The sequence below is a fragment of the Marinomonas colpomeniae genome, from assembly GCF_014803385.1.
GTDB lineage: Bacteria > Pseudomonadota > Gammaproteobacteria > Pseudomonadales > Marinomonadaceae > Marinomonas > Marinomonas colpomeniae.
Genome location: NZ_JACYFC010000001.1, coordinates 608,379 through 633,997, shown reverse-complemented (window position 1 = coordinate 633,997; position 25,619 = coordinate 608,379). Strand labels below are relative to the sequence as shown.

Below are 25,619 nucleotides of genomic sequence, written 5' to 3'. Positions count from 1 at the left end.
TTTATATATTCAATAACGATGAAAATTAACAAAACAGTGCTGGCGATGTATTCCTTAGCACTAACTTCACAGGAACCACTTCAAAGCGCGGCTCTGTTGTTGCATCTCGTCCTCTTGCTTCTAAACAAGACAAAGCACGCGCTGCAGTTTCTTCTATGTCTTGCCCTATAGTCGTCAGGCGATAACTGTATTGGGCAGTCAGTTCAGTATCATCGAAACCAATAAGGTGAAAGTCTCTTGGGGCATCGAACCCTTCTTCACGCATCCCGTCTAAAAAGCCGCACGCTAACTGAGCATTCGCACAGAAGACCCCCTCTACTCTTTCATCAGAGCGACAAAACAGCTTAGCTGCGCTTCGACCGCCTTCATAACCATCTTGTAATGCCGTAATTTGAATAAGGTTCAACACTTGCTCAGCCTGCTTCTGTTCAATTGCATTACGAAAAGCTTCGCCACGGCTTACGCCAGACCATGTCGACTCTTTATAATTAAGCCAAGCTAATTTATGACAACCAGAATCGATTAATTGCTGTGCAGCAAGCGTTGCGCCCATTTGGTTATCCGAGCAGATAAAATCAACGTCTTTAATGTCCATGTGACGGTTAATCCCAACTACAGGAATATTATGCTGTACACACTCTTTGACTAGGCCTGTGGGTGGTTGTCCTGATGTTACGACAACACCAGACACTCGAAACTGAGTAAACCGTCGAATGGTTTCTTCTAGATCCTTTGGATTACCAATCTCTGTGACTAAAGCTTGATAACCTTTATTTTGAATTTCACTTAACAAACCTTCTAACAAGCGACTTCTAAAAGGATCACTCAGCCGTGCAACAACGACTCCAATCAATTGACTACGCTTTCGGTTTAATCCTTGAGCAAGAAAGTTCACTTGATAACCTAACTCTTGCGCAGCTTTAAGAATTTTTTCACGCGTTTCTTTCGCAACACTGCCGTTATTCGTAAAAGTGCGGGAAACCGCTGCTCTAGATACTCCCGCTTTTGTTGCCACGTCTTGGGCGGTGACCGCATGATTCTTGTTAATATTCACCAGAGTTCGATCCTTTATTAACACCAGATTTACTTAAATCTAATGACCAACCATCATGACTAAGAAATACATTAGGCATATTATCAACGGCCTTACTCAAACTGGGCAAAGCGGCATCAAAGCAATGATAAATACCCAAAGCTTTAATGCCCGATCCTTCCAATAAACGTAAACAATCAGGTAAATCCCCATGAGACGAATAGCTTGGTAACCCTTCACATGAGGCACACTCTTGGAATGCTAAGTCAGCTCCCTTCATCAAGGCTTCACTTGCCTCTGTTGGACGACCATCACCACTGTAAAACAACACTTGATTGTCGACCTTTAAACGAATCGCTCGGTTGCTCATCTCATGTTGTGTATTGGCTGTTTGAATATGCCAATGTTGCCAATGAAACTCATCGTCAATATCGTGCCAATGAATATCGAAACACAAATGTGTTTCTGGCCAAGTGGCTAACGCTACCAATAATTTTAAAGGTTCTTGTTGCTCAATTTGGCAAAAAATATCCAAAGGCTTGGTACGATTAAAGCTTTTCCACTGATTTACCAATGCCGTCAAACCGGAACTATGGTCTGGGTGAATGTGCGTGAAATAAATTACCTGAATATTATTCACACCTATATTTCGTTGCCACAGAGCTCTTGGAACAGTAGGGCCACAATCTATAAGCCATTGATTTTTATAATTATCTTCAATATGAATTGATGAAGTATTATTGATTTTTGAAAACGCACTTCCGCTACCAATTACGTCAATTTTCATCTCTTCTCACCAAAATGTCTTTTTAGCTTAATTAAAATGTCACAAAGATCCGACAAAGTAGGCAACCATAATGTCGTATAGAGATTGCATTTTTTTTACAGAACTATGAACACGTGTTCATTTTGTGAAATAAATTTTAAAAATCGCTTACGACAACTCATTGGTAATGTTTCGGAGCGGTACATGACACGGTTACACATCGAAAATCTGCAAGCCAAATATGGTGAAAAACTGATTCTCAACAACATTAATTTATCTGTAGAAGAAGGCGAGATGATCGCGCTTTTAGGACCATCTGGCTGTGGTAAAACAACGCTTCTAAACGCCTTATGTGGTTTTGTTCCTATTTCCCAAGGCGACATTTTTTCGGGGGATAGAGTCATCACTCACCTACCCGCAGAAAAACGTAATATCACCATGGTTTTCCAAAGCTATGCACTTTGGCCTCACATGACTGTGGCAGAAAATATTGGCTATGGATTAAAAGTCCGAAAAGTCAAACGAGCAGAAATCCAGTCACGCGTTAATGAACTCTTACGAATTGTAAAATTAGATAACTTACAAGATGAAAAAGTAACCGCCTTGTCTGGTGGGCAACGTCAACGAGTCGCACTGGCCCGTGCCTTAGCGATCCGTCCTGATGTGCTGGTACTAGATGAACCACTTTCCAATCTTGATGCTAAAGTCAGATTAAATGTTCGTCACGAAATAAAAGCCCTTCAGAAACAGCTAGGTTTTACCTCTCTGATTGTCACACACGATCAAGAAGAGGCACTTGTTATGGCAGATAAAATTGCCGTTTTACACAAGGGTGAAATAGTACAAGTAGGCACACCAGAAGAGATCTATAACAAACCAAATAGTCCTTTTGTTGCCGACTTTATGGGCGCAGAAAACCGAATAGAGTGGCCAACAGAGAAGGATGGATTTTCAGATAGCAGTCATAAGATCACATTGCATCAATCAAGTAATAACGAGCCATCAAACCAACCTAAACAAGTCTATTTTCGTAGTGAAAACGTCATCCTATCAACACGCCAAACGAATTCAAAAATACAAAAAGAAGAAGGACTAATACTAACCGGCCATATAGAACAAAGCGCTTTCTTTGGCAGTAATTATCGAATTAGTGTGCGCTGCGGGATGCACATTATACAGGTTGATCACACAAGTGATTTACCAATGAACACCCCCGTGTCTTTACAAGTTCCTAACCATGCACTCTACATCTACGACAATATCGTCGAGAACAAAGTGCATCAAAAATCCACTGTCGTTTAAGTTAAATAAATGAGGAATAATCATGTTTACTAAAACTAAAATTGCGGCAATCGCCGCTCTTGGTCTTACTCAGTTTATGGGCGTTGCCCAAGCAGAAACCGTTTTAAATGTCGCGACAGCCGGCGGCCAAAATATGGTGGACTACGTGAAAACCTACCTAGCACCAAAATTTGAAGCCCTACACCCTGATGTTACCGTCAATGTGGTTGGTACTGGCCCTGGAGATGCAGGTTCACATAAAATCTCAGAAAAACTATCTGCACAAAAGAATGCCAATCGCACTTCTTGGGACATAGATGTGGCTGTCGTTCACCAGAAAATTGGTGGCGAGATGGTTAACAGCGGTTTGTTGGCTAAATACCGTTCAAACATTAAAACAGGAAAAATGGTTTCTAGAGACAGCGCGAAGAACGCTCTTGGAATAGATGTAGATGGCTATGTTATGCCAATGTTCCATAGTCAAACAGCTATCGCCTATAACAGTGATTTTGTCACAAACCCTCCAAAATCATACGACGAGCTAGTCACTTGGACACAAAAAAATCCGAAAGCGTTTGGTTACAACGGTATTAAAAATGGCATGTCTGGTGTTAGTTTTGTCACGGGTTGGATATACGCTTATGGCAGTGACGCCAACACGCTTTCAAGCAAAACTTACAATAAAGACCTACACAGTAGTTGGAATAAAGCTTTTGAAGATTTAAAAGCCTTCAACAAAAACATCACCTTTACACCCGGTAATGCTGGCACATTAGATATGCTAAACCGAGGCGAGATATTCATGGGGCCTGTTTGGGTTGATATGTTTTACAGTTGGAAAGCTGAAGGCAAGATCCCACCATCAATGAAACTGTCTTTAATCGCTCCTGGAATGCCAGGTCAGCCGATGTATTACGTTACGCCAAGCAAAGCTGCGCACCCTAAATTAGCTCGCGACTTTATAGAGCTAGCAACAAGCCCAGAAATTCAAGCGGAAGGTATTGTTAAGCGCTTCAACTGGTACCCAGGCATTGATGCAAACTATGTAAAAAGCGAGTTAGACACAGCTACATGGGAAAAACTCTTTGCAGAAATTACACCGGAAGATCTATCGCAATATGGAAAAAGCTTTCCTATCGCGCCTTATTTTGACGATATAAAAGAAGGTTACGAACGTAACGTATCCAATTAATCTCGTTAATATATAACTAAATAGCGAGAAGCGACTTAATCTTTTTCAACCAATTCTTTTGTAAATATTGAAGAATTAACGTTTAAAAACATGTCGTTTTCTCGCACTTTTTATTTGATTTATAGGTTTGCTCTCATGCGTTTCAAAGCATCATACAATCTTTGGCTCATTGCACCTGCGGCACTTATGGTTGCTGTATTTTTTCTCTATCCGCTGTATTTTTCTCTCTACTCTGCCATCACATTAGACAATGGTTCTTTTACTCTTACTCATCTAGAGAAGGCTTTTGAACTTTACTCTAATGATATTTTATTCACCATTATGCTTGTCTGCGTTTCTGTCTTCATACTCGCAATTTTATCCATCACTATTGCTGCTACTATTGCTCTGTCACCCTTTAAACGCATAACAAGTTTGCTTGGTTTTCTGTATCGCTTACCGTTATTTATTCCCTTTATTGTGACAGCACAAATGATGCGAACCTTTTTGGCAAAAAACGGATTAATGAACAACGCTTTTGTTGAGGCTGGCTTACTCACGCCAATGGAAACCATTTCTCTACTTGGTTGGAGCGGCATTATTATTACGTTTGTATGGAAGCAAATGGCTTTTTCGACCTTACTTATTTCTGGTGCAATGGCAGCATTAGACGAGTCACAAATTCGCGCCGCCCGTAATTTAGGTGCGTCTAAAATTCGTATCTTATTTGAAGTTATGTTGCCACAAATCACCCCAACTTTAGGCGTAGCAATGGTGCTATCAACGGTCACCATGATGTCTGTGCTATCTGTTCCTTTGATGATTGGAACTGGTTCACCAACGATGATGAGTGCCGATATGGCTTTTCGTGTTAACTCTTATGGAGATTATCATGTAGCTAACGCTCTAGGTCTCGTGTCTTACCTTATTTGCGCAGGACTTGCTTGGTTCTATCTTCGTCAAAGTCTAAAGGACAAAGGAGCCGTCGCATGATGGATTCAAAAAGCACACTCACAACAAGTTTTATGTTAAAACTTAAACATGCACCAACACACATCAGTTTTTGGATACAGTGCAGCTTTGTTGTTATTTTTGCCTTAATGTTAATTGGCCCTATTACAAATTTACTACTTTGGACAGTCGCTGAGACATGGTATTTCCCTCATGCTTTACCATCACAATGGGGATTCAAATATTGGCAGCAAGTGTTTAACCCTTATAGCGATGTATCGGGTTCACTGTTGACCAGCTTACTTATTGCGATACTAACGGTCTGTGTTTGCTTGCTTGTTTCCATTCCTGCGGGCTATGCACTTTCGAAACGCAGTATGCCATTTCGTGTTTTTTGGATGATTCTATTTTTAATTCCACAAGCGTTTCCGAACTTAACTGTCTATATGAATATTGCTAGGCTGTTTTATGAATTTAACCTAAATGGAACTCTACTTGGCGTTGTTATGGTTCATAGTGTTCACGGATTAATGTTTTCGATTTGGATTTGTGTCGCGGCCTTTTCAGCAACGGATCCTATGCTAGAAAATGCTTCACGTAATCTAGGTGCTGGACCTTTGTATACTTTTTTTCATATTGTATTACCGCAAGCAGCGCCTGGAATCATTGCGAGTTGTATTTTTGTTTTCTTAGAGTCTCTAGATGAATTCACCGGCACCTTCTTTGTTGGTGCGCCCGATATTAGTACATTACCACTGTTGCTCTACACAGCCAGTATGGAAGGAAACTATCAAATAGCATCTATCACTGCTTTGATATTATTAGTTCCGTCTATCCTATTTATGTTGATCATAAATAAGTTTATGAAGCCTGAAATGCTCTCTAAACTAGGAAAATAATAAATAGGTAGGCCTCAAGAAATACACCAGACAAAAAAATAGGGAGACATAAATGTCTCCCTATTTTTTGGATCGTTGTAATATAAAAATAATTTATTCTTAGCTTACAATCCAAAGAATATATAAACCAAAAGCAACGTAAGCCAAACTTACAAGCTTTACAGCAACCATGTAAAAACGATTTACACAGGTTGGTTTAATATAATCCGTACCTATTTGCCAACCCGCTAGTACTGAGTTAAGACAAACCATGACCAAAGTAATACTTGAATAAACTTTAAACCATGTCGGAGAAAACAAACCTTTCCAATCGGAAAAAGTAGCACTATCTAAAGTAAGAACAAGTCCAATAAAAATGACACCCCAAAGGCAAATAGCAACATTAGATAAGCGCTGGAACACCCACTCTTTTGTGCCACTACGTGATTTTCCTAATGACATTACGCCCATACCAACACCCCTGATACAACACATAAAACAGCGGCTATGATGGCAACAGCTGCAGAAATTTTCTTACCGGATTCAAGCTCTTCAAAGTGGCCGAAGTCTTGAATAATATGTTTTACTGTTGCACACATGTAATAACCAAATGCGCTTAATAATCCCCACACAACAAACTGACCGATAGCGTTTTGAGTAAAGAATTCAAGTACGCACTCAAAGCCATCATTAGACACAAGTGAAAAGTACAAAGCGGGAAGAAAAACCGCCATGCTTACCCATAAAATGATCGAAGACACGCGGTGCAAGATAGACACAACAGCGGTTATTGGCATCCTGATTGTCTTGATATCAAGATTAACCGGTCGCTCCTTATTCATACTTTTCTCCAAAATAAACAGTAAAGGCGTTACTTAAATGTAGATAAGATGCGTGAGCATCAGAATTGTGACTCTTATTTTAGCAAATAAACTCGGAAGACGTAATCTTTTGCCATAATTGAAAGTAATTTACGGTATTTTCACTTTCATTACAAAACCGCACCTTCATTCAACAGTGCCGTGAGTTTAAACGACACGATACTACTCTGCCAATTACAAAGTTACATTTATTGAAGCGATTAGTACTTCCATTACACTAATCGGTTTTTAGATAAAGAAACCAAAAAATTTGAGTTGTTGCGTTTTAACAACCTGAATTCAAGTCAGAACTTATTGAGTACGCCCTAGACATGGCGTAAATATTACTCTACTTTGGAGTCAAGTAATATTCGGTCAATTGTGGTTATTAGTTTATAACAAGGAGCATATTTTGACAGCAATACCAGTTTGGGATGCACATACTTGTGTACCTCTGTTCCCAGAATATGATTTAGCCTCATTACAACGTCATATTGACTCCGGTGCATACTATATATCAATTAATGTAGGCATGGACTTCAATCCTTTAGATGACATTATTCAGATAATTGCAGGATTCAGAAAGCGTATTAGCGAACTGGATTTTTTAATTCAAGTTGACAGTTTTGCCGATGTAATACGCGCACAAAAAGAGGGCAAGCTAGCCGTATCGTTTGACTTAGAAGGGGGCGTACCTTTGTGCGAAAGCCCTGCAATGGTCGATTTATTTGCCCAACTAGGTGTACGACAAATACATTTAGCCTACAACCGCACTAATTCTCTAGCGGGTGGCTGTCACGATGAAGACCCTGGATTAAGTGTAAAAGGTCGTGCAATCGTTGACGCTATCAACTCCAACAAATTATTTATGGACGTGTCTCATACTGGCTATCGTACCAGTATGGATATTTTTGAATACTCAACACAGCCCGTCATTATTAGCCACGGCAATCCAAGAGCACTGAAAGACCACGCTCGTAACTATCGTGATGATCAGTTGCAAGCTTGTGCCGCTACTGGTGGTGTCGTTTGCATTAATGGGGTTTCAAGGTTTCTAAACTCTGCTCAAGCAAGCCCAGAAAGTATGGTTGAAGCAATAGACTATCTAGTTCAATTACTAGGACCTGAGCATGTAGGTCTGGGATTAGATTACGTTTATGACTGTCATTTAGACAAAGGTCCTGATGGATTAGATTTAGCCCATTGGTGGCCGCCAGAATACGGTTATGACAAAGCCAACGAAGGATTTTTGAATATATTATTCGCGCCTCCTGAGCGTTTTCTTGAAATGACAGCGCTACTTCAAAGCCGCGGCTATAAACAAGCGGACATCGAAGCAATTTATGGCACTAATATGCGTACTTTAGCGCAACGTATATGGTGCTAGTACATTTGGCAGCAAAGAAAATTCCAGCACCACAGTAATGATAAAATCACATAGAAATTAAGTGAACATAAAATAGAAAACACATGGAAATAATCGGAGGTACTATGAAATTAATTTTTAACAAAACGCGTCGCATAGTCAGTACGGCAAGTTTAGTGTTGGCACTATCGGCAAGTTGCGTGTTCCCAAACCTTGCATCTGCATCCACACCAAAAGATTCACTCGTGGTAGGTTGGCAGTTTGATGACATCATCACCCTAGATACTGCAGAAATATTTGAATTCTCAGGGTCTGAAATCGCTGGTAATACTTATGACCGTTTGATTGGTTTTGATCCAAACGATGTATCTAAAATATTTGGTGTTGCCGCAGAAAGCTGGACTGTCAGCAAAGATGGTAAGACATTTACTTTTAAGATGCGTAAAGGCGTTACCTTTTCTTCAGGTAACAAAATGACCGCTGAAGATGCTGCTTTCTCATTACAACGAGCGGTTATTCTAGATAAATCACCTGCCTTTATATTAACTCAATTCGGTTTCAACGAAGACAATGTAAAAGATAAAATTAAAGCAGTTGATGCCCATACCCTAACCATAGAAACAGATAAAGCCTACGCACCAACGTTTGTGCTGTATTGCTTAACTGCCACAGTAGCGTCCATTGTTGATAAAACAGAAGTGATGAAGCATGAAGCCGATGGCGACATGGGGTTTGCTTGGCTACGTACTAACTATGCAGGTTCTGGTCCTTATAAAATAGAACAATGGAAACCATCTGAAATCGTAGTATTAAGCGCGAATAAAAATTACTGGGCAGGTGCGCCTGAAATGAAGAACGTCTTCATTCGCCACATTGCTGAATCATCTGTGCAGCAGCTTCTATTAGAAAAAGGCGATATTGATATCGCTCGAAATCTAGATACAGAACAATTAAAAAGCCTTGCTGGTAGCACAGACGTTAAATTATTGAAGAAAGGTAAAGGATCGCTTTACTATTTATCAATGAATATGAAAAACCCAATCTTGGCTAAACCTAAAGTACAAGAAGCGCTAAAATACTTGATCGACTATAAAGGTTTAGAAGAAACAGTTTGGGCAGGTCGCGGTCAAGTGCAGCAAGCGTTCCTTCCTAAAGGTTTCCTTGGTGCATTAGAAGATCAGCCTTTCTCTCTCGATGTTGAAAAAGCCAAAGCATTACTTGCAGAAGCGGGTTATCCGAACGGTTTTGATATTGAATTAATTGTACGTAATAAATCTATTCGTATAGACACAGCAAAATCTATTCAGACAACCTTCGCCAAAGCAGGAATTAACGTTAAGCTAATTCCTATGGATGGAAAACAGGTACTAACGACATATCGCGCACGTAAGCATCAGTTGTTTTTCGGTTCATGGGGGCCTGATTACCAAGATCCGCACACCAATGCTGATACCTTTGCGAAAAACTTAGATAATAGCGATGATGCGAAATCTAAACCTGTTGCATGGCGTAATGCGTATGAGCCTAAGCAAATGACAAAAGATACTTTAGCTGCGTTATTAGAACCTGATTCTAATAAACGTGCAAACATGTATTTAGCCATTCAAAAAGCTCACCAAAAAAGCGCTCCTTTCGCTTTCATTATGCAAGAACAAGAAGTGGCAGGGATACGTGAAAACGTTGATGGTTATGTATTAGGCCCATCATTTGATACTAATTACTACAAAGATGTTGTGAAAAAATAATGTCAGTATCTCCCTCTAAAGACGGCTTTATTGCCGTCTTTTTTTCTTTCTATAAGAAGAAAGCCAAACCTTTAATTCACTTCTTCAGCATGCTGGCGATGACGTTCTTGGGCTTACTATTGCTCACTTTTGTTATTGGTCGCTTAATGCCAATAGATCCAGTCATTGCGGTGATTGGCGATAAAGCCCCCGAAGAGTTATATCAAAAAACTTATAAAGAAATGGGATTAGATGAACCAATAGTAATGCAGTTCATTTACTACCTGGGTGATGTGTTACAAGGAGATTTAGGCACTTCCGTACGTACCGCTAATTTAGTCACTGACGATATTCTTAATTATTTCCCAGCGACATTAGAGCTAGCAACCCTAGCCACTGTATTTGGTATTTTATTAGGCGTACCTATTGGCGTACTTGCCGCTGTGAAGCAAAATAAATGGCAAGATTACCTAGTACGATTTTTTGGCCTCATAGGCCACAGCGCCCCCATATTTTGGTTAGCAATGCTCGGTATTGTGGTTTTTTATCAACATTTGGATTGGGTGGCCGCTCCTGAGGGTCGACTCAGTGTCATGTATGAATACACCCTACCCAAAGTCACCAATATGGTTTTAGTGGATACTATAATCGCAGGTAATTGGGATGCTTTTAAAGACGCTTTTGCGCACATTATTCTGCCCGCCTCTTTGCTCTCATATTACAGTATTGCTTACCTAAGCAGGATGACGCGTTCATTTATGCTTGATCAGCTAAAACAAGAATACATTATTACAGCACGGGTAAAAGGTGTATCAGAAATGACCATTATATGGCGACATGCGCTAGGCAATGCTTGGGTACCACTGATCACCGTAATAGCCCTCACTTATGCCACGTTACTAGAAGGTTCTGTATTAACCGAGATTGTCTTTTCATGGCCAGGATTGGGTCGTTATATTACCGATGCTCTACTCGCTGCCGATATGAACGCCGTATTAGGTGGCACAATTGTTGTCGGATTAGTTTTTATACTTCTGAACTTAACGTCAGACCTACTCTATAAAGTATTTGACCCTAGAGCCAAGTAAGTACTTATTTGATAAAGCTGTTTTGCAAGACAAAATACTAACAGGATTGCTTAAAATGAAAGAGCTAAAAAGTTGGCTGTTAGCTGAAAACCCAGATTCAAGAAAACAAGCGACTCTGGGTCGTAGCTATTTAGGCTGGCTGCGTTTTTACCACAATCCATTAGCCATGATTGGTTTTGTGATTGTGGTTATGTTGTTGTTAATGGCATTGTTTGCGCCTTTAATTGCGCCCGAAGGAATCACCAGTGGCTTAACCGGTGACGAGCTTAAACTAAATCGTTTTTTACCACCCTCTGCTGAACATTGGTTTGGAACCGACGGACAAGCGAATGATGTTTTTAGTCGTATTGTTATGGGCAGTCGTATCACTTTATTAATTATCGGCATTGTGATTTTCACCGCTCCTGTATTGGGCTTTGTCATTGGTACCGTGTCTGGCTACTTTGGTGGTTGGGTTGATGCTGTGTTAATGCGTATTACCGATGTTTTCCTCGCCTTTCCTAAATTAGTGCTTGCGCTTGCGCTCGCTGCAGCGCTGGGCCGTGGTTTAGAATCTGCTATTTTTGCGATCGCGATTACCTCATGGCCAGCTTATGCTCGTCTCGCCAGAGCTGAAACGTTAACTGTTCGTAATACTGATTATTTAGCCGCTGCAAAGCTACAAGGTGCAAACCATTGGCGGTTAATTTCTGGTCATATTATGCCTCTCTGTCTTTCATCGTTGATTGTTCGTGTGACCTTAGATATGGCAGGTATTATCCTAACAGCAGCAGGCTTAGGCTTTTTAGGCTTAGGCGCTCAGCCTCCTACTCCAGAATGGGGTGCAATGATTGCCGAAGGGCGTGATTACATTCTTAGTTACTGGTGGCTAGCCACCTTCCCTGGTTTGGCTATTTTTATTGTCGCGCTTGGGTTTAACTTTTTAGGTGATGGTCTAAGAGACGTATTAGATCCAAAATCAGGAGGGCAAAATTAATGAGCCACTCTAACAGCTCAAAAAACACTCTGCTCGAAATTGAGAACCTTAACGTAACCTTTTCTTCTGTTCATGGGCCAATACAGGCTGTGCGTAATCTTTCATTTAAAATGGGTCACGAAAAAATAGCCATTGTCGGAGAGTCAGGTTCAGGGAAGTCACAAACCGGACGAGCTATATTAGGTTTAAGTGAAGGTAATGTTAGTGCTGACAAGCTAATTTTTGACGGTGTGGATTTACAGAGCCTATCGACGCGTGACTATCGTGAGATCCGTGGTAAACGGATTTCTATGATTATGCAGGACCCTAAATACTCGCTCAATCCGGTCATGACCGTTGGCAAACAAATGATAGAAGCCTGTCGAATTCAAATGAAGGTTTCCAAAAAAGAAGCCATAAAACGCTGTATGGATATGCTTGAAGCGGTGCGAATAAGAAATCCTCAACGGGTTTTCAACACCTACCCACACGAAGTGTCTGGTGGTATGGGCCAACGTATTATGATTGCCATGATGTTGCTTTCAAGTCCTGATTTATTGATTGCAGACGAACCGACCTCAGCATTAGATGTAACAGTGCAACTGCAAGTATTAGCCATCATGGATGACCTAGTTAAAGAGCGCGGAATGGGGTTAATTTTGGTATCACATGACTTGCCTTTGGTCGCCAGTTTCTGCGACAGAATTTTGGTTATGTACGCAGGCCAAATTGTTGAAGAAATTGAAGCAAGTAAGCTTAATGAAGCACAACACCCTTATACACGAGGATTACTTTCTTGCCTGCCAAATAATGCCATTAAGGGTCAACCGCTCGCTACCTTGCAACGCCAAGATAGCTGGTTAGATGAGGTTCCAAACAGACAAGAGCAAGACAAAAACGCGCAAGAGAGCCTAGTATGATAATCGAGTCTCAACACAAGTCAGCCATAGAGCTTGATAATTTATCGATTCATTTTGGCAGTGATGAATCCTTAGTAAAAGCCGTCGACCAAGTATCGTTCAATGTACCTGAGCAACAGTCTTTTGGTTTAGTAGGGGAATCTGGCTCTGGTAAATCAACCATTTTACGAGCACTAGCAGGGTTAAATCAGCACAACGATGGAAACATGTTCGTTGAAGGTGAAGCATTGCAGAGTAAGCGTGATAAGGCTTTCTATAAGAAAGTACAAATGGTCTTTCAAGACCCTTATGCCTCACTACATCCAAGACACACTATCGATAAAATATTGGCTGAGCCTCTAGCCATTCATGGCTTCAAGGACAGTGAACGGCGTATAGCTCAAGTTATGGAGCAAGTCGCTTTACCGAGTAAGTTTAGATTTCGCTATCCACATCAGTTATCGGGCGGACAGCGACAGCGTGTAGCCATTGCCCGCGCATTAATTTTAGAGCCCAAAATACTCTTATTAGATGAACCAACTTCTGCACTCGATGTTTCTATACAGGCAGAAATACTTAATTTACTTAACCGTCTACGAGAAGAATTATCTCTAACATATCTATTGGTCAGCCATGATTTAGCGGTAGTATCTTATATGTGTGAGCAAGTTGCTGTAATGCAGCACGGCAAGCTGGTTGAACTTTTACAAGTTAATAGCAAAGGGGAAACTCACGCCAAACACCCTTATACAATTCAGCTAAATTTAGCTTCAAAAGGATATGACCGCAAAGTTATAGAAGAGTTTATTGACCATGAATAAAGACATTACTTCTATGCAAAACTCTACACCCAAAGGCACGTTACTTAATACGGGGCAAATTCTCACCGGACGAGTTCCAGTTTATAAAGCGCCTGATAAAACCTCTATGCAGGTTTCTCAATTATTATTTGGTGAGCATTACGATATTTATTCTCATAGCCCTGACAGGGACCATGCAATAGCTATGGATAATATCGCTGAAAATTGGCATCTAGTCCAAAGTAAACGCGATGGCTACATGGGCTACTTAAACAGCGCTGAAACAATAACGCCTCTCTTTGAAAGTAATGCAAAAGTCAGTCAGCTATCTACCGCTTTATATGCTGCACCGGATATGAAATCCCCTGTGTTACGCGAGCTACCATTTGGTGCTGAGTTATATGTGGTAACAGGCAATCAACTTAATACTGAATACAATCATGACTACTACTTTTCTCCCCCCTTACAGGCATGGGTGTATAAAGCACACCTAGTGCTTAATAACCAACTTCATACTGATCCTGTTGCACTCGCAAGACAGTTTATTGGCCTATCTTATATGTGGGGAGGTCGATCTGGTTGGGGCTGTGATTGTTCGTCATTAGTACAGTTATGCTATGAACTGTGTGGCTGCTTATTGCCTAGAGACACTGCACAGCAAGTACTGCATACTTCTGCATTTGAAAAAGAAGTCATTACTAGAGAGAATATTAGCGCTGCTGATTTGCTATTTTGGCCAGGTCATGTGGCAATAGCTTCATCACATTCAACCTTAATACACGCCACCGCCTTTGGTATGCAAGTGATCGAAGAACCAATAGATCTGGTTTGTGAACGTATACACATTGCCTATGGGACAGCCAGCACTATTTTGCGTCCACGGTTTATCACAGGTTAATGAACTAAGGCTCCTAGTAGGTTTTAAATATTAAAAACCAGATAAAGAAAATCGAGCATTTAGCTCGGCTTAAACAACTTTAATTTTAAAATCAAAAGCTCGATTTCCTCAATGCATTACCATTTCTACCTTCTTTAAAACATTTCTGTTACGTACATTGATCTATACTTAAAACTATAAATTTATATGCAATACATTACCCAAAGAAGGAATGCCTTATGCGTCAGAAAGTAGAATTTATTAGTGGTGACCATACGCTCAGTGGCTTATTAGAAACACCCGAGTCGGACATCAAATTTTACGCCCTATTCGCTCATTGTTTTACTTGTGGTAAAGATGTGGCCGCCGCCTCTCGTATCAGTCGTGAACTAACCGCCAAAGGCATCGCAGTATTACGTTTTGACTTTACGGGCTTAGGTAATAGTGACGGCGATTTTGCCAACACCAATTTTTCTTCAAACATTCAAGATTTAGTCGCAGCAGCAAACTTTTTACGAGACAAATACCAAGCACCAGAATTGCTAATTGGTCATAGTTTGGGTGGCGCTGCCGTATTAGGTGTTGCACAACAAGTAGCAGAATCTAAAGCTGTTGTTACTATAGGCGCACCATCTGATGCTGCTCATGTGGCTCATAATTTTTCAGCACATATTTCTGACATAGAAGAGAAAGGTGAGGCGGAAGTAAGCCTTGCTGGACGCAAGTTCAACATTCAAAAACAGTTTTTAGATGATGTTAATAATTATGGAAACCAACACATCGGCAAATTGAAAAAAGCATTATTAGTGATGCATTCACCAGTCGACAGTATTGTTAATATCAGTGAAGCTGAAAAAATATACCAGGCTGCGCTACACCCAAAAAGCTTTATCAGCTTAGACAATGCGGATCACTTACTTAACAACAAACAAGACTCAGAATACGCTGCCGAGATCATTGCTGCTTGGGCAAGTCGATATGTCCAAACAGATGTAGGAACTTACCAAAGTAATGTTGATCAAGGACATGTGCTCGTTGAAGAAAAAGACCATAAATTCGCACAACACATCAGCACAGACAGCCACTATTGGTTGGCAGATGAGCCTATAAAAGTAGGTGGTAAAAATACCGGTCCAGATCCTTATGAACACTTATTAGCAGGGTTAGGTGCTTGCACGACAATGACATTAAGAATGTATGCAGAACGTAAAAAACTCCCTGTTACGCACATCAAAGTAGAGCTATCACATACTCGAAATTATCAAGAAGACTGCGATAATTGCGAACAACAAAATGGCATAGAAGCTATCGTTCGTAATATCAGTTTTGAAGGCGAATTGAATGAGAAGGAAAAACAACGCTTTTTAGAAATTGCAGATAAATGTCCAGTTCACAAAACACTGCATAACAACGTCACTGTTGTGAGCAAACTTATAGCTTAAGTAAATTAACAAAAGCTCTTCTTGAAACAAAAAAAGAGGTTAACGAATTAACGTCAACCTCTTTTTTAATATTCTGATAGGGCTAGGCAGATTAGAATTGTTGATTTCTCCCATTTAAGACTACTAAAACATCATATTAAATAGTGAACCATTACTCTATATATTATTTTCAAATAGTTAGCATCTATATATTCTTTAATTCAAAGTAATAGAAAACACTAAACAGTATTAACTCAAGACTTCTTTTTTAAATGACAGAACGATTAATCTACTATTAAAAGTACATAGATATTATATTTCAGGCTAGCCCTGACAAGCTTATTAGTCCCACTCTACATTAAATTTAGTAATAATGTTTCGTATTTGCGATTCATCAAGCATTCTTGGCGACAGCCCTCGCATCATCATAGCCAATTTGGCCGTTTCTTCTAACTCTTCAATGGCAAACACAGCGGCTTCAAGGTCTTTGCCAGCCACTACAGGACCATGGTTAGCAAGCATTACTGCTGACCGTTTTCCAGCAAGTCCACGTATAGCATCACCCGTTCTAGGGTCACCAGGCATAAAATAAGGTAAGAGTTTCACCTTACCTAGTTTCATGATCGAATATGGCGTTAACGGAGGTAGGAAATTATCTTCATTTGCATCGGGCATCATCGACATTGCAACAGAACACGTACCATGTAGATGCACTATGGCATTAGCACTTGATCTAGACGTATAAAAAGCTTCATGCAAAGGCATTTCTTTTGTTGGTTGATTACCATTGATGTGTTGCCCGTTTTTATCAAGACGACTCAAAATAGCTGGATCAAGACGCCCAAAACAGCTTCCAGTAGGCGTTACTAATAAACCGCCATCCTCTGTTCTTACAGAGATATTACCTGAAGAGCCACATGTTAAGCCTCTATCGAATAAAGACTTTGCCATGATACAAATCTGTTCACGAAGTTTGTTCTCAGAAATACTCACTGCATCATCTCCAACGCGTTTTCGAAGAATAATTCGTCACCGAAATTACCAGATTTTAGAGCAATCAATTTAGGCGAATAACCCACTATTTCAGTAATAGGTACGCCAGGAGCAATGCTAGCACCGATTTTTAGCATACTTGGATTAAGCGCTTTCACGACAGCTCCAGAAGTTTCCCCACCAGCCACAATAAATTTAGTCACGCCTTTTTTATCTAATGCGGAAACCAAATCTGCCATGAAATTTTCAACTAATTCACTAGCTTGTTCTACTCCAAGTTGTTCTTGAACAAATCGGATGTTCTCAGGTGTATCTGTAGCATAAAACATTAACGCACCAACATTGCGGTTCTTTTCAAACCAAGTAAGAGCGTCTGCTAGAGAGCTTTTTCCTGACTTAAGATCGAGTGGTGAAATTTTCATTGATAAAAAACTTTCCTTAAATCGAGCCACTTGTTTTTGCGTCATAACAGAGCAGCTCCCAGATAATACAACCGCCTCACCTTTTACTTTACTAAGCTCCGCAGAGTTATTACGAATTTCAAACAATCCCTTATCTACAAAGTTCTTCGCAAGACCAACTGAAAGACCAGATCCACCAGTTAACAGCATAAGGTCTGCACATGCCTCACCAATAACATGTAAGTCATTATTAGATAACGTATCGACAACAGCATATCGATGCTCATGAGCTAGCTTCGAAAGAGCACGTTTAACCCTATCAGCACCTTGAGACACAATATCAAAAGGTACCAAACCAACTTTACCGGATGATTGCGCAGCCATAACCCGCATTAAATTTGAATCTGTCATTGGTGTCAGAGGATGATTACGCATACCACTTTCACTAAGCAATTCGTCGTTAACAAACAAATTGCCTTTATATACAGTACGACCATTCACAGGCAGAGAAGGACAAAGAATTGTAAAAGACTCTTTAAGGTTATCCAGTAAAGCGTCTGTAACTGGGCCTATATTCCCTTTTTCGGTGGAGTCGAATGTAGAGCAATATTTAAAGTAATATTGCTCGCAATTAAGACTTTTTAACCACTCAAGCGCTTCGATTGATTGCGCAACCGCAACTTCTGATGGAAGCGTTCTAGATTTCAGAGCAATAACCACTGCATCCGTATCAGATAGATCCACAGGTTCTGTTGGTACACCAATCAATTGAACCGTTCTCATACCAGATTGCACTAAAAAGCTTGCTAAATCTGTCGCACCAGTAAAATCATCTGCAATACAGCCTAATAAAACGCTCACTATAAACTCCCCATTTATAGGCATCCCTAACGATATTCGGATTACCTAACTTAATCTTTACTTCAGCCATACTTTATTAGTTTCTCATTTAATTAATAATGATTGAAAAAACGAATTTACTCACTATTAAATGTTGAAAATCTAATATTTTCTAACTGGTTATTTAGTTTATTTTATTCCATGAGTTGACTTCTTTTTTTGCAACCATGTTCGCTGTTTTTTCACTAAATTCACTGAAATGATCCGAAACAAGGTGAGCATCAAAACTGGCTTTAGTACTATAAATTTCGTACAAAAAGAAAGGTACAATCCCACCCTCTTCTTCTCCTATTGCTACATCAAAAGTATGGCAATCACTTTCTTTTGTTAAAGAATCTAATGCTTGCTTATTTACCAACAATGAAAACTCTTCCAATTTTTTTTTATACACAGAAAATACAACCGTAATGATATACATTAAAAAAACCTCGGCTATTAAACAGTTAGAAATGCCCCTTCAATGAAAAGGGGCTAATTTGAAGCGAAAACCTGCCTCTTTCTTAACAAGAATTTGTGGTCAAATATTCAGCTCTTTCATTACTTCTTAAATAATGAAAAAAATGACTTTTTGCACTGTTGGTAGAATGGAGCCTTTGTCATAACAATTAAGACAATAATCGAAATCAATGCTATGCAAATAGGTCGTTCAATAAATGGCATTAAATCACCTTCTGATACCATTAATGCGCGGCGTAAACTTTCATCTGCCATTGGCCCAAGGATCACACCAATAACAAGCGGAGAAATAGGGTATTTCATTTCATCAAGAAAATAAGCAAATACACCAACAATAACCATTAGGTACAAGTTAAAGATATTTAAGCCCAAGGCGTAAGATCCTAAAATACACATCAAAGTAACAACAGGAAGAAAAATAGACGCAGGTATCTGTAGGACTTTTACGACTTGTTTCGCTAAGAACATGCCGTTTAACCACATAGCTATGGAACATAAAACAAGAATAGCTGTAACTTCGATTAAGAAGTTTGGACTTTCAACCACAATCATTGGACCAGGAGTAATGCCATGAAGCATTAGCGCACCTAATAACATAGCTGCAGGAGGACTTCCTGGAATACCTAATGTTAACAGCGGTATTAAAGCACCACCAATACAAGCGTTATTAGCTGTTTCAGAAGCAATAATTCCTTGGGGCTCACCTTTCCCAAAAGTCTCTGGGTGCTTAGATGTATTTTTCGCAGCACCATATGAGACCCAGCCTGCTATGTCCTCACCAATGCCCGGCACGGCACCAATCCCAATACCAATCATGGAAGATCGAGCGATGTTCATGCGATTTTTAAATAGAGTTTTCCATTCAGGCAAAATACGTCCAAATTGCTTCATTACTCCCAAGCTTTCCCTGTTACGTAATGCCTTAATCACTTGGGGAATACCAAACGCACCAATTAACACAGGTACAACTTCTAGACCTTGATCGAGATCCGGCATATCAAACGTAAATCGAGGAAAAAACTGTAACGGGTCTCGCCCAATTGTGGATAACCCTAGTCCAATTAAACCAGCAATCCACCCTTTAATAACCAAATCAGGACTTGTTAATGTTCCGCTGATTAATATGCCGAACAAAGCCAATAAGAAAAATTCAAAAGAAGTAAACTGTAACGCCATTTGAGCGACTAATGGAGCAGCAATGACTAACACAAGAATACCTAATAAAGTGCCGATCAAAGAGGCTGTTGTTGTCAAGCCCAATGCTCGACCACCCTCTCCTTTTTGAGCTAAAGGAAAGCCATCTAACGCAGTAGCCGCCGCAGCAGCGGTACCCGGTATATTAATTAGAATCGATGGATAAGAGCCACCGTAAATAGCACCAACATACAGACCTAGCAGTGCAATTAATGCGGTATTAACATCCATCCCATAAGTCAAAGTTGTTAATAAGGCCACACCTAATGTCGCTGTAAGGCCTGGTAATGCGCCAAAGATTATGCCAAAAAACGACGCCCCCATAAGAATCATTAAATTTGTCGGCGACGATAAAAGAGATAATAACGTGCTACCAAATACACTAAAAGAAGCCAAAATATCCATTACATTTCTCTCCAAAAGTCACGGACAACATATTTGATATCGACCATAGGATTAATGACGATACCTTCCGTTGGAAGAGGAACAAGCATTCCTAGTCGGAACACCGGACAAACTACCAAGGTAACTATAAGTGCTGTTTTCCAGCTTACTTTCCATACTTTTAATTGTTCAGATTTTTTAGCCCATTTATACAAAGTGACTATCATGCAGACAATAAAAACCAGTGCCGTCCAATCAAACAAAGACCGAGTTTCATCCGTTAAATTTGTACTAAATGTTACAGAAGCGAGAAGAACACAGACCACTGTCCAGATCGCAAAAATACGTTTTTGAAATGTCGAGTTATCAGAATAAAATGCAAAAATAAAAACAAAGAGAAAAATAAACGAAGACAAGGCAAAATCGATTAAGGGAACGAAGCCATACACTTGTCCGGCAATCAAAGATACCAAAACAAAAAAACGCCACCAACTTGCAGGGCTTTCTTTTGCGGTTCCAATTGCAGCGTTTTGCTTAATAAAAATAATACTTTTTATAAGTAACGCAGCACCACATAAAAAGACTAGGCAAGAAATAATAATGGGAAACAGCGCAGGAGAAACGTACCATACATTTTGTACCCCTGCATAATTCCCCGTCAAAGGAAAACTAAGACTTTCTATTATCGCGAAAGCAGAGACAATCATTAATATTGACGCCGTTCTCATATCCGCACGACGTAAGGTCATTAGCTGTTCAGGCTGCATACAACTACCTCTAGACGTCCAAAACAGGACTATTTAACACTAAGAAAAGAGGAATGCAGACGCATTCCTCTGTCTATTAAGACAAAACTATTTTAGTTCTGAAAGTTTAGGAATACCTAGCGTAGAAGGTGAAACCTTAGCTGCACCAAGGTCATTTAATGTCCAAGAGAACAATGACTCTAGGAATGCAAACTCTTTACTTGCTTCTGCACCAGATAAGCCAGATAGCACATAAAAGTTGTCTTTTGCCCATTTATGAATAACTGGGCTTCCCATAGCACTCTGAAATGCTTTAGTTAATTTAGCCTTCACATTATCAGGAACATCTTGACTAACAGCTAAACCAATGGCTTGCATAATTGGCAGGTATTTTTGAAGTTCAGGAAAAGCTTTAAAAGCTGAAGGGATTGTTCCGAAGCCATCTAATGCTTGATCATCTGCAACTAACATAGCTAGTGGTTTTAATTTCCCACCTTTTATTAATTGCTGTTGCTCAGCGAGAGAAGTAATTACCAACTCAACTTCTCCAGTCATTACAGCCGTTTGAGCTGGGGCTGAACCTGGGTAAGGAATATAGTTGAATTCAGCACCAGTACCATTCATCAACGCCAATAAATTCAAGTGATGAATAGAGCCTGCGCCGCCAGCACTAGCCTTAATAGAGCGAGGATTTTTTTTAACATCAGCAATTAATTCTTGTAGAGTCGTATATTTGGAATCAGCTGAAACAGAAATCAAATCTGGAGATCCACCGACAATAAAAGGATACCAAACACTCATTTTCTGATCCCAGCCGCCCTGTACCGCAGAACCAACTACGGATTCAGACAAGCCAACAAGTGTGTAACCATCTGCTTTTTGTCTTTTCACATAACTCATGCCTAACGAGCCTGCAACACCACCAGGCCGATTAGTCACATTAATATTAACATCTAAAGATTTGGCCATTTCCGCAGAGATCATACGGTTAACAACATCCGTACCACCACCTGCAGACCAAACAACCACATTTGTTATATCACGTTCTGGATAGCGATCAGCGGCTATTGAGCTCGTTGCTATCGTTGTAGCTAAGACGCTTGCAGCTAGTGTTGTAATGATTTTTTTCATATTCATCTCCAATTAATTTTTTATTGTTATAGTCAGATTGAGACATCCTTTCTTAGAGATTTAAGTTAGGATTGAAATTAATTTATACATTAATAAATTTATTTTGCAATATTTTTTCAAACTCGTTATTGTGATTAAATCTTCAATATAGAATAAAAATAACAGTGAGGTTTGGTAATGCACACTTTAGATCAAATCGTTTTTTTAGGGGAAAAACTTGAACGCCCCGAATGCGTACTAACAAATTCAAATAACAGAATATTCACTTCTAACTGGAGTGGCGGCGTCAGCATTATAGAACCAGATGGATCTCAATGGTCTTTATTAGCAAAGAACAAAGATTTTGAATTAAAGCCTAACGGTATTTGCCTATTGGAGAATGGTGACTTTCTAGTTGCTCATTTAGGCAATGAAGATGGTGGAGTCTACCGTTTGAAGCAAAACGGCGAACTTATGCCTTTTTTGTTAACTATTGATGACCAACCACTGCCTCCAACCAACTATGTTCATCTTGATTTTCAAGGCAGAATTTGGATCACAGTAAGCACTCGTACTAAGCCAAGAGCAAACGCTTATCGATCTGATATTAGCGATGGTTTTGTCATACTTTGCGATGGTGATAAAGCTCGTATCGTCGCAGATGGATTAGGCTATACAAATGAATGTATCGCTTCACCAGATGGAAAGTTTTTATTCGTCAACGAAACTTTTTCTCGCCGTCTCACACGATTTAGCATCGCAGAAAATGGTGATCTCTTTGACAAGACTGTCATTACGGAATTTGGAGCAGGTATTTTTCCTGATGGATTAGTACTTGATGCTGAAGAAAATTTTTGGATTACCAGCATCATTAGTAACCAAGTTATAAAAGTATCTAAAGACGGTAATCAGCAAGAAACCATGCTAATAGATGTAGACGCTCAACACTTAGATTGGGTCGAAGAAGCCTTTCAAAACCATAGTATGGGTAGACCTCATTTAGATAATGTGAAAAGTAGTCTTCTACGAAATATATCCAGTTTGGCTTTTGGAGGTCAAAACCTAAACACTCTTTATTTTGGTTGTTTGTTGGGACACCAAGTAGCATGCCTAAAACAGCCTATAAAAGGATTAGCACCGAGTCATTGGAATTTTAAAGGTCCAATAAGGCATACCACCAAATCAAAAAATACGTAATGGATAAGACGAGGCTTAATATTACTGTATTTTTCGTTGACAGTATTTAAGCTGAGTGTATATCACTATGTTTTACATATTCTTAACCATGCCAGCAAAAAACAGATGTTATTGGTCTAATGTATACCGAGCTACCACCTGAGAAAGCACTGGATTGTATAGCAAGACAGGAAGCACTATGTACCTATACCTAATGCCTTCCGCCCATATTAACAACGACCATACTGCATGCAATATATATAAAGCAGTTGAGCATGTAGAGATTTGGTTTCTTATGAAAAAAGAGCTATCGAAACAAAAACAATTACTCAAGAAATTATCAATTAACTGAAATAAGTCGCCGAGGAGACTCAAGTGAAAGAAAAGAAACTTCGTGTGGTAACAGTAGGAACTGGCTATTTTAGCCAGTTCCATTATGACGCTTGGGATCGGATGAATGATGTGGAAGTCGTAGCACTCTACAATCGTAGTAGTACCGGAGCCGCTGAGACAGCGAAAAAATATTCCATCCCTGTCATCTTTACTAACTTTATTGAAATGTTAGATTCTGAAAAACCTGATCTTATTGATATCATTACACCACCAGAAACACATACAGAATTCGTCACGGCAGCAATTGAACGAGGCATTCCTTGTATTTGCCAAAAACCTTTTACACCGTCTTTCAGTCAAGCTGAAAAACTGACTCAAGAAATAGAAGAAAAAAAATCCTTAGTTGTCATACATGAAAATTTTCGCTTTCAGCCTTGGTACCAAGAAATTAAAAAAATATTACTAACTGAACAGTTTGGCCAACTATACCAAGCAACATTCATGATGCGACCAGGTGATGGACAAGGTAAAGATGCTTATTTAGAAAGACAACCCTATTTCCAACAAATGGAGCGCTTTTTAGTTCATGAAACGGCCATTCATTGGGTGGATGTTTTTCGTTATCTCTTAGGCGAAGTAAAAAGTGTTTATGCCGACTTAATGAAGCGCAACCCAGCGATTAAAGGTGAAGATTCTGGGATTATTCTATTTGAATTTGACAATCAGGTTAGAGCTACATTTGACGGCAATCGTTTAGCAGATCATGCGGCAGAGAACGCACGTGTAACCATGGGTGAAATGCTTATTGAAGGGAGCAAGGCTTGCTTAAAACTAGAAGGCAATGGCAAAATAAGTACACGTCAAAAAGGTGAAAGCTATTGGACTCCCCACACGTATAATTACACAACAAATAACTTTGGCGGTGATTGTGTTTATACTCTTCAAAGGCATGTTGCTGATCACTTGTTATATGATTCAGAACTTCACAATTGCGCTCAACAATATATCCAGAATTTAATCATTGAAGAAAGTATTTATCGATCAGCACAGTTAAAACAGAAGTTAGACTTATTTTAGAGAAAAAACCTAAAAACCGAGCAATATAAATATGGCCATAAAAATTTCAAAAAGCAAAGAGTCGTTGTCAGACAAAGCTTATCGCCAGTTAAAAGCTAAGATTCTAGATAATGAGCTTCATGCTGGTCAGCAAATGATTGAAGCTGAAGTTTCCGAATTATTAAACATGAGCAGAACACCAACACGTGAAGCCATGTTAAGAATAGCGAATGAAGGGCTAATAGAATTAAAACCAAGACATGGTATGCGTATCAAACCTATATCAGTTATTGATATGCAGGAAATATATGAAATTCTTACTGGAATTGAAGCTACTGCTGCAGCACTTTGTGCAAAAAAAGGCCTGTCAGAGGATCAGCTATCCTTGATGAGAGATGCGGTAGAAGAAATGGATCAAGCTTTGCTACAAGATGACTTAAAAAAATGGGCTCACTCTGATGAACGTTTTCATCGTTATTTAGTTGAATTTAGTAATAATAAACGGCTGAATGTTTTGGTGGGTAATTTTATAGAACAGTCTCACCGTGCGAGAATGATGACATTAAAGTTTCGCCCAAAACCAACAGACTCCAATAAAGATCATTTGAATCTAATATTAGCAATAGAAGCTCGCGACTCAGAGAAAGCACGGTTAATACATCATAACCACCGTGATGCTAGTGGCAATATGCTTATAGAGTTACTAAAAAAATATGGATTAAACAATATCTAATCCATATTCACATAGCAAAATTTTCTAAAAATCTAGATAAAAACGATAGATAAGCCTTATTGAATAA

25 protein-coding genes are annotated in these 25,619 nt (G+C 39.5%); 15 read left to right on the top strand and 10 right to left on the bottom strand.

The annotated features are described in order from the left end of the window. Positions 1-25 precede the first annotated feature (25 nt). Positions 26-1,054, bottom strand: a complete 1,029-nt coding sequence (locus tag IF202_RS03060) for a LacI family DNA-binding transcriptional regulator (protein WP_328797186.1) — start codon at positions 1,052-1,054, stop codon at positions 26-28. Beyond that, a complete protein-coding gene (locus IF202_RS03055) occupies positions 1,044-1,820 on the bottom strand; it encodes an MBL fold metallo-hydrolase (RefSeq protein WP_191593386.1) in 777 nt (258 codons plus the stop codon). Before IF202_RS03055 ends, IF202_RS03060 begins: the two co-directional genes overlap by 11 nt. A gap of 183 nt (positions 1,821-2,003) precedes the next feature. Between IF202_RS03055 and IF202_RS03050 the strand changes: the two genes are divergently transcribed. From IF202_RS03050 to IF202_RS03035, 4 genes are all read left to right on the top strand, one after another. Then, entirely contained in the window at positions 2,004-3,101 is a 1,098-nt protein-coding gene (locus tag IF202_RS03050) for an ABC transporter ATP-binding protein (RefSeq protein WP_191593385.1), read from the top strand. Positions 3,102-3,123: 22 nt separating this feature from the next. Continuing rightward, complete coding sequence (locus IF202_RS03045) at positions 3,124-4,272, top strand: ABC transporter substrate-binding protein (RefSeq protein WP_191593384.1); 1,149 nt, start codon at positions 3,124-3,126, stop codon at positions 4,270-4,272. 135 nt (positions 4,273-4,407) lie between these two features. Continuing rightward, complete coding sequence (locus IF202_RS03040) at positions 4,408-5,244, top strand: ABC transporter permease (protein ID WP_191593383.1); 837 nt, start codon at positions 4,408-4,410, stop codon at positions 5,242-5,244. Then, positions 5,241-6,101, top strand: a complete 861-nt coding sequence (locus tag IF202_RS03035; protein WP_235963179.1) for an ABC transporter permease — start codon at positions 5,241-5,243, stop codon at positions 6,099-6,101. Before IF202_RS03040 ends, IF202_RS03035 begins: the two co-directional genes overlap by 4 nt. A 99-nt stretch (positions 6,102-6,200) precedes the next feature. On the opposite strand, the gene sdhD is transcribed toward IF202_RS03035, so the two are convergent. Continuing rightward, positions 6,201-6,551, bottom strand: coding sequence for a succinate dehydrogenase, hydrophobic membrane anchor protein (sdhD, locus tag IF202_RS03030; RefSeq protein WP_191593382.1), 351 nt, complete (start codon positions 6,549-6,551; stop codon positions 6,201-6,203). Continuing rightward, positions 6,542-6,922 (bottom strand): succinate dehydrogenase, cytochrome b556 subunit, encoded by a 381-nt coding sequence (gene sdhC, locus IF202_RS03025; RefSeq protein ID WP_191593381.1) that lies wholly within the window; start codon positions 6,920-6,922, stop codon positions 6,542-6,544. The genes sdhD and sdhC overlap by 10 nt, the downstream gene beginning before the upstream one ends. Positions 6,923-7,352: 430 nt before the next feature. Here sdhC and IF202_RS03020 point away from each other — a divergent pair, with 430 nt between their 5' ends. The 8 genes from IF202_RS03020 to IF202_RS02985 all read left to right on the top strand — a co-directional run bounded on the left by IF202_RS03020 (position 7,353) and on the right by IF202_RS02985 (position 16,091). Next, positions 7,353-8,327: a dipeptidase gene (locus IF202_RS03020; protein WP_191593380.1), complete on the top strand. Its 975-nt coding sequence runs from the start codon at positions 7,353-7,355 to the stop codon at positions 8,325-8,327. Between the two features lie 104 nt (positions 8,328-8,431). Continuing rightward, positions 8,432-10,051, top strand: coding sequence for an ABC transporter substrate-binding protein (locus IF202_RS03015; RefSeq protein WP_191593379.1), 1,620 nt, complete (start codon positions 8,432-8,434; stop codon positions 10,049-10,051). Then, positions 10,051-11,118 (top strand): ABC transporter permease, encoded by a 1,068-nt coding sequence (locus IF202_RS03010; RefSeq protein WP_191593378.1) that lies wholly within the window; start codon positions 10,051-10,053, stop codon positions 11,116-11,118. The genes IF202_RS03015 and IF202_RS03010 overlap by 1 nt, the downstream gene beginning before the upstream one ends. A gap of 55 nt (positions 11,119-11,173) precedes the next feature. Next, positions 11,174-12,094 carry an ABC transporter permease gene (locus IF202_RS03005; protein WP_191593377.1) on the top strand — a complete coding sequence of 307 codons (921 nt, stop codon included), beginning with the start codon at positions 11,174-11,176 and terminating at the stop codon, positions 12,092-12,094. Then, positions 12,094-12,993, top strand: coding sequence for an ABC transporter ATP-binding protein (locus IF202_RS03000; RefSeq protein WP_191593376.1), 900 nt, complete (start codon positions 12,094-12,096; stop codon positions 12,991-12,993). The genes IF202_RS03005 and IF202_RS03000 overlap by 1 nt, the downstream gene beginning before the upstream one ends. Continuing rightward, positions 12,990-13,793: an ABC transporter ATP-binding protein gene (locus tag IF202_RS02995; RefSeq protein WP_191593375.1), complete on the top strand. Its 804-nt coding sequence runs from the start codon at positions 12,990-12,992 to the stop codon at positions 13,791-13,793. The genes IF202_RS03000 and IF202_RS02995 overlap by 4 nt, the downstream gene beginning before the upstream one ends. Beyond that, positions 13,786-14,670: a C40 family peptidase gene (locus IF202_RS02990; RefSeq protein WP_191593374.1), complete on the top strand. Its 885-nt coding sequence runs from the start codon at positions 13,786-13,788 to the stop codon at positions 14,668-14,670. The genes IF202_RS02995 and IF202_RS02990 overlap by 8 nt, the downstream gene beginning before the upstream one ends. Before the next feature lie 218 nt (positions 14,671-14,888). Further along, positions 14,889-16,091: a bifunctional alpha/beta hydrolase/OsmC family protein gene (locus IF202_RS02985; protein WP_191593373.1), complete on the top strand. Its 1,203-nt coding sequence runs from the start codon at positions 14,889-14,891 to the stop codon at positions 16,089-16,091. A gap of 321 nt (positions 16,092-16,412) precedes the next feature. Here IF202_RS02985 and otnC read toward each other — a convergent pair whose 3' ends face one another. From otnC to IF202_RS02955, 6 genes are all read right to left on the bottom strand, one after another. Continuing rightward, positions 16,413-17,063 carry a 3-oxo-tetronate 4-phosphate decarboxylase gene (gene otnC, locus IF202_RS02980; protein WP_191593372.1) on the bottom strand — a complete coding sequence of 217 codons (651 nt, stop codon included), beginning with the start codon at positions 17,061-17,063 and terminating at the stop codon, positions 16,413-16,415. Continuing rightward, complete coding sequence (otnK, locus tag IF202_RS02975; protein WP_328797185.1) at positions 17,060-18,325, bottom strand: 3-oxo-tetronate kinase; 1,266 nt, start codon at positions 18,323-18,325, stop codon at positions 17,060-17,062. The genes otnC and otnK overlap by 4 nt, the downstream gene beginning before the upstream one ends. A gap of 163 nt (positions 18,326-18,488) precedes the next feature. Continuing rightward, on the bottom strand, positions 18,489-18,782 hold the full coding sequence (locus IF202_RS02970) for a putative quinol monooxygenase (RefSeq protein ID WP_191593370.1): 294 nt from the start codon (positions 18,780-18,782) through the stop codon (positions 18,489-18,491). Between the two features lie 119 nt (positions 18,783-18,901). Beyond that, positions 18,902-20,419 (bottom strand): tripartite tricarboxylate transporter permease, encoded by a 1,518-nt coding sequence (locus IF202_RS02965; RefSeq protein WP_191593369.1) that lies wholly within the window; start codon positions 20,417-20,419, stop codon positions 18,902-18,904. After that, complete coding sequence (locus tag IF202_RS02960) at positions 20,419-21,165, bottom strand: tripartite tricarboxylate transporter TctB family protein (RefSeq protein ID WP_191593368.1); 747 nt, start codon at positions 21,163-21,165, stop codon at positions 20,419-20,421. Before IF202_RS02960 ends, IF202_RS02965 begins: the two co-directional genes overlap by 1 nt. 87 nt (positions 21,166-21,252) lie before the next feature. After that, entirely contained in the window at positions 21,253-22,275 is a 1,023-nt protein-coding gene (locus tag IF202_RS02955) for a tripartite tricarboxylate transporter substrate binding protein (RefSeq protein WP_191593367.1), read from the bottom strand. 177 nt (positions 22,276-22,452) lie between these two features. On the opposite strand from IF202_RS02955, the gene IF202_RS02950 reads away from it, so the two are divergent. The 3 genes from IF202_RS02950 to IF202_RS02940 all read left to right on the top strand — a co-directional run bounded on the left by IF202_RS02950 (position 22,453) and on the right by IF202_RS02940 (position 25,552). Beyond that, positions 22,453-23,451: an SMP-30/gluconolactonase/LRE family protein gene (locus IF202_RS02950; RefSeq protein ID WP_191593366.1), complete on the top strand. Its 999-nt coding sequence runs from the start codon at positions 22,453-22,455 to the stop codon at positions 23,449-23,451. A gap of 354 nt (positions 23,452-23,805) precedes the next feature. Then, positions 23,806-24,840 carry a Gfo/Idh/MocA family protein gene (locus IF202_RS17400; RefSeq protein WP_191593365.1) on the top strand — a complete coding sequence of 345 codons (1,035 nt, stop codon included), beginning with the start codon at positions 23,806-23,808 and terminating at the stop codon, positions 24,838-24,840. Positions 24,841-24,871: 31 nt separating this feature from the next. Continuing rightward, positions 24,872-25,552: a GntR family transcriptional regulator gene (locus IF202_RS02940; protein WP_191593364.1), complete on the top strand. Its 681-nt coding sequence runs from the start codon at positions 24,872-24,874 to the stop codon at positions 25,550-25,552. Positions 25,553-25,619: the final 67 nt, after the last annotated feature.

Bases quoted from the DNA above. Each gene is read 5' to 3' on its own strand.
- IF202_RS03055 (WP_191593386.1), bottom strand. From the start codon at position 1,820: ATGAAAATTGACGTAATTGGTAGCGGAAGTGCGTTTTCAAAAATCAAT.
- IF202_RS03050 (WP_191593385.1), top strand. From the start codon at position 2,004: ATGACACGGTTACACATCGAAAATCTGCAAGCCAAATATGGTGAAAAA.
- IF202_RS03045 (WP_191593384.1), top strand. From the start codon at position 3,124: ATGTTTACTAAAACTAAAATTGCGGCAATCGCCGCTCTTGGTCTTACT.
- IF202_RS03040 (WP_191593383.1), top strand. From the start codon at position 4,408: ATGCGTTTCAAAGCATCATACAATCTTTGGCTCATTGCACCTGCGGCA.
- IF202_RS03035 (WP_235963179.1), top strand. From the start codon at position 5,241: ATGATGGATTCAAAAAGCACACTCACAACAAGTTTTATGTTAAAACTT.
- sdhD (WP_191593382.1), bottom strand. From the start codon at position 6,551: ATGGGCGTAATGTCATTAGGAAAATCACGTAGTGGCACAAAAGAGTGG.
- sdhC (WP_191593381.1), bottom strand. From the start codon at position 6,922: ATGAATAAGGAGCGACCGGTTAATCTTGATATCAAGACAATCAGGATG.
- IF202_RS03015 (WP_191593379.1), top strand. From the start codon at position 8,432: ATGAAATTAATTTTTAACAAAACGCGTCGCATAGTCAGTACGGCAAGT.
- IF202_RS03010 (WP_191593378.1), top strand. From the start codon at position 10,051: ATGTCAGTATCTCCCTCTAAAGACGGCTTTATTGCCGTCTTTTTTTCT.
- IF202_RS03005 (WP_191593377.1), top strand. From the start codon at position 11,174: ATGAAAGAGCTAAAAAGTTGGCTGTTAGCTGAAAACCCAGATTCAAGA.
- IF202_RS03000 (WP_191593376.1), top strand. From the start codon at position 12,094: ATGAGCCACTCTAACAGCTCAAAAAACACTCTGCTCGAAATTGAGAAC.
- IF202_RS02995 (WP_191593375.1), top strand. From the start codon at position 12,990: ATGATAATCGAGTCTCAACACAAGTCAGCCATAGAGCTTGATAATTTA.
- IF202_RS02990 (WP_191593374.1), top strand. From the start codon at position 13,786: ATGAATAAAGACATTACTTCTATGCAAAACTCTACACCCAAAGGCACG.
- IF202_RS02985 (WP_191593373.1), top strand. From the start codon at position 14,889: ATGCGTCAGAAAGTAGAATTTATTAGTGGTGACCATACGCTCAGTGGC.
- IF202_RS02970 (WP_191593370.1), bottom strand. From the start codon at position 18,782: ATGTATATCATTACGGTTGTATTTTCTGTGTATAAAAAAAAATTGGAA.
- IF202_RS02965 (WP_191593369.1), bottom strand. From the start codon at position 20,419: ATGGATATTTTGGCTTCTTTTAGTGTATTTGGTAGCACGTTATTATCT.
- IF202_RS02960 (WP_191593368.1), bottom strand. From the start codon at position 21,165: ATGCAGCCTGAACAGCTAATGACCTTACGTCGTGCGGATATGAGAACG.
- IF202_RS02955 (WP_191593367.1), bottom strand. From the start codon at position 22,275: ATGAAAAAAATCATTACAACACTAGCTGCAAGCGTCTTAGCTACAACG.
- IF202_RS02950 (WP_191593366.1), top strand. From the start codon at position 22,453: ATGCACACTTTAGATCAAATCGTTTTTTTAGGGGAAAAACTTGAACGC.
- IF202_RS02940 (WP_191593364.1), top strand. From the start codon at position 24,872: ATGGCCATAAAAATTTCAAAAAGCAAAGAGTCGTTGTCAGACAAAGCT.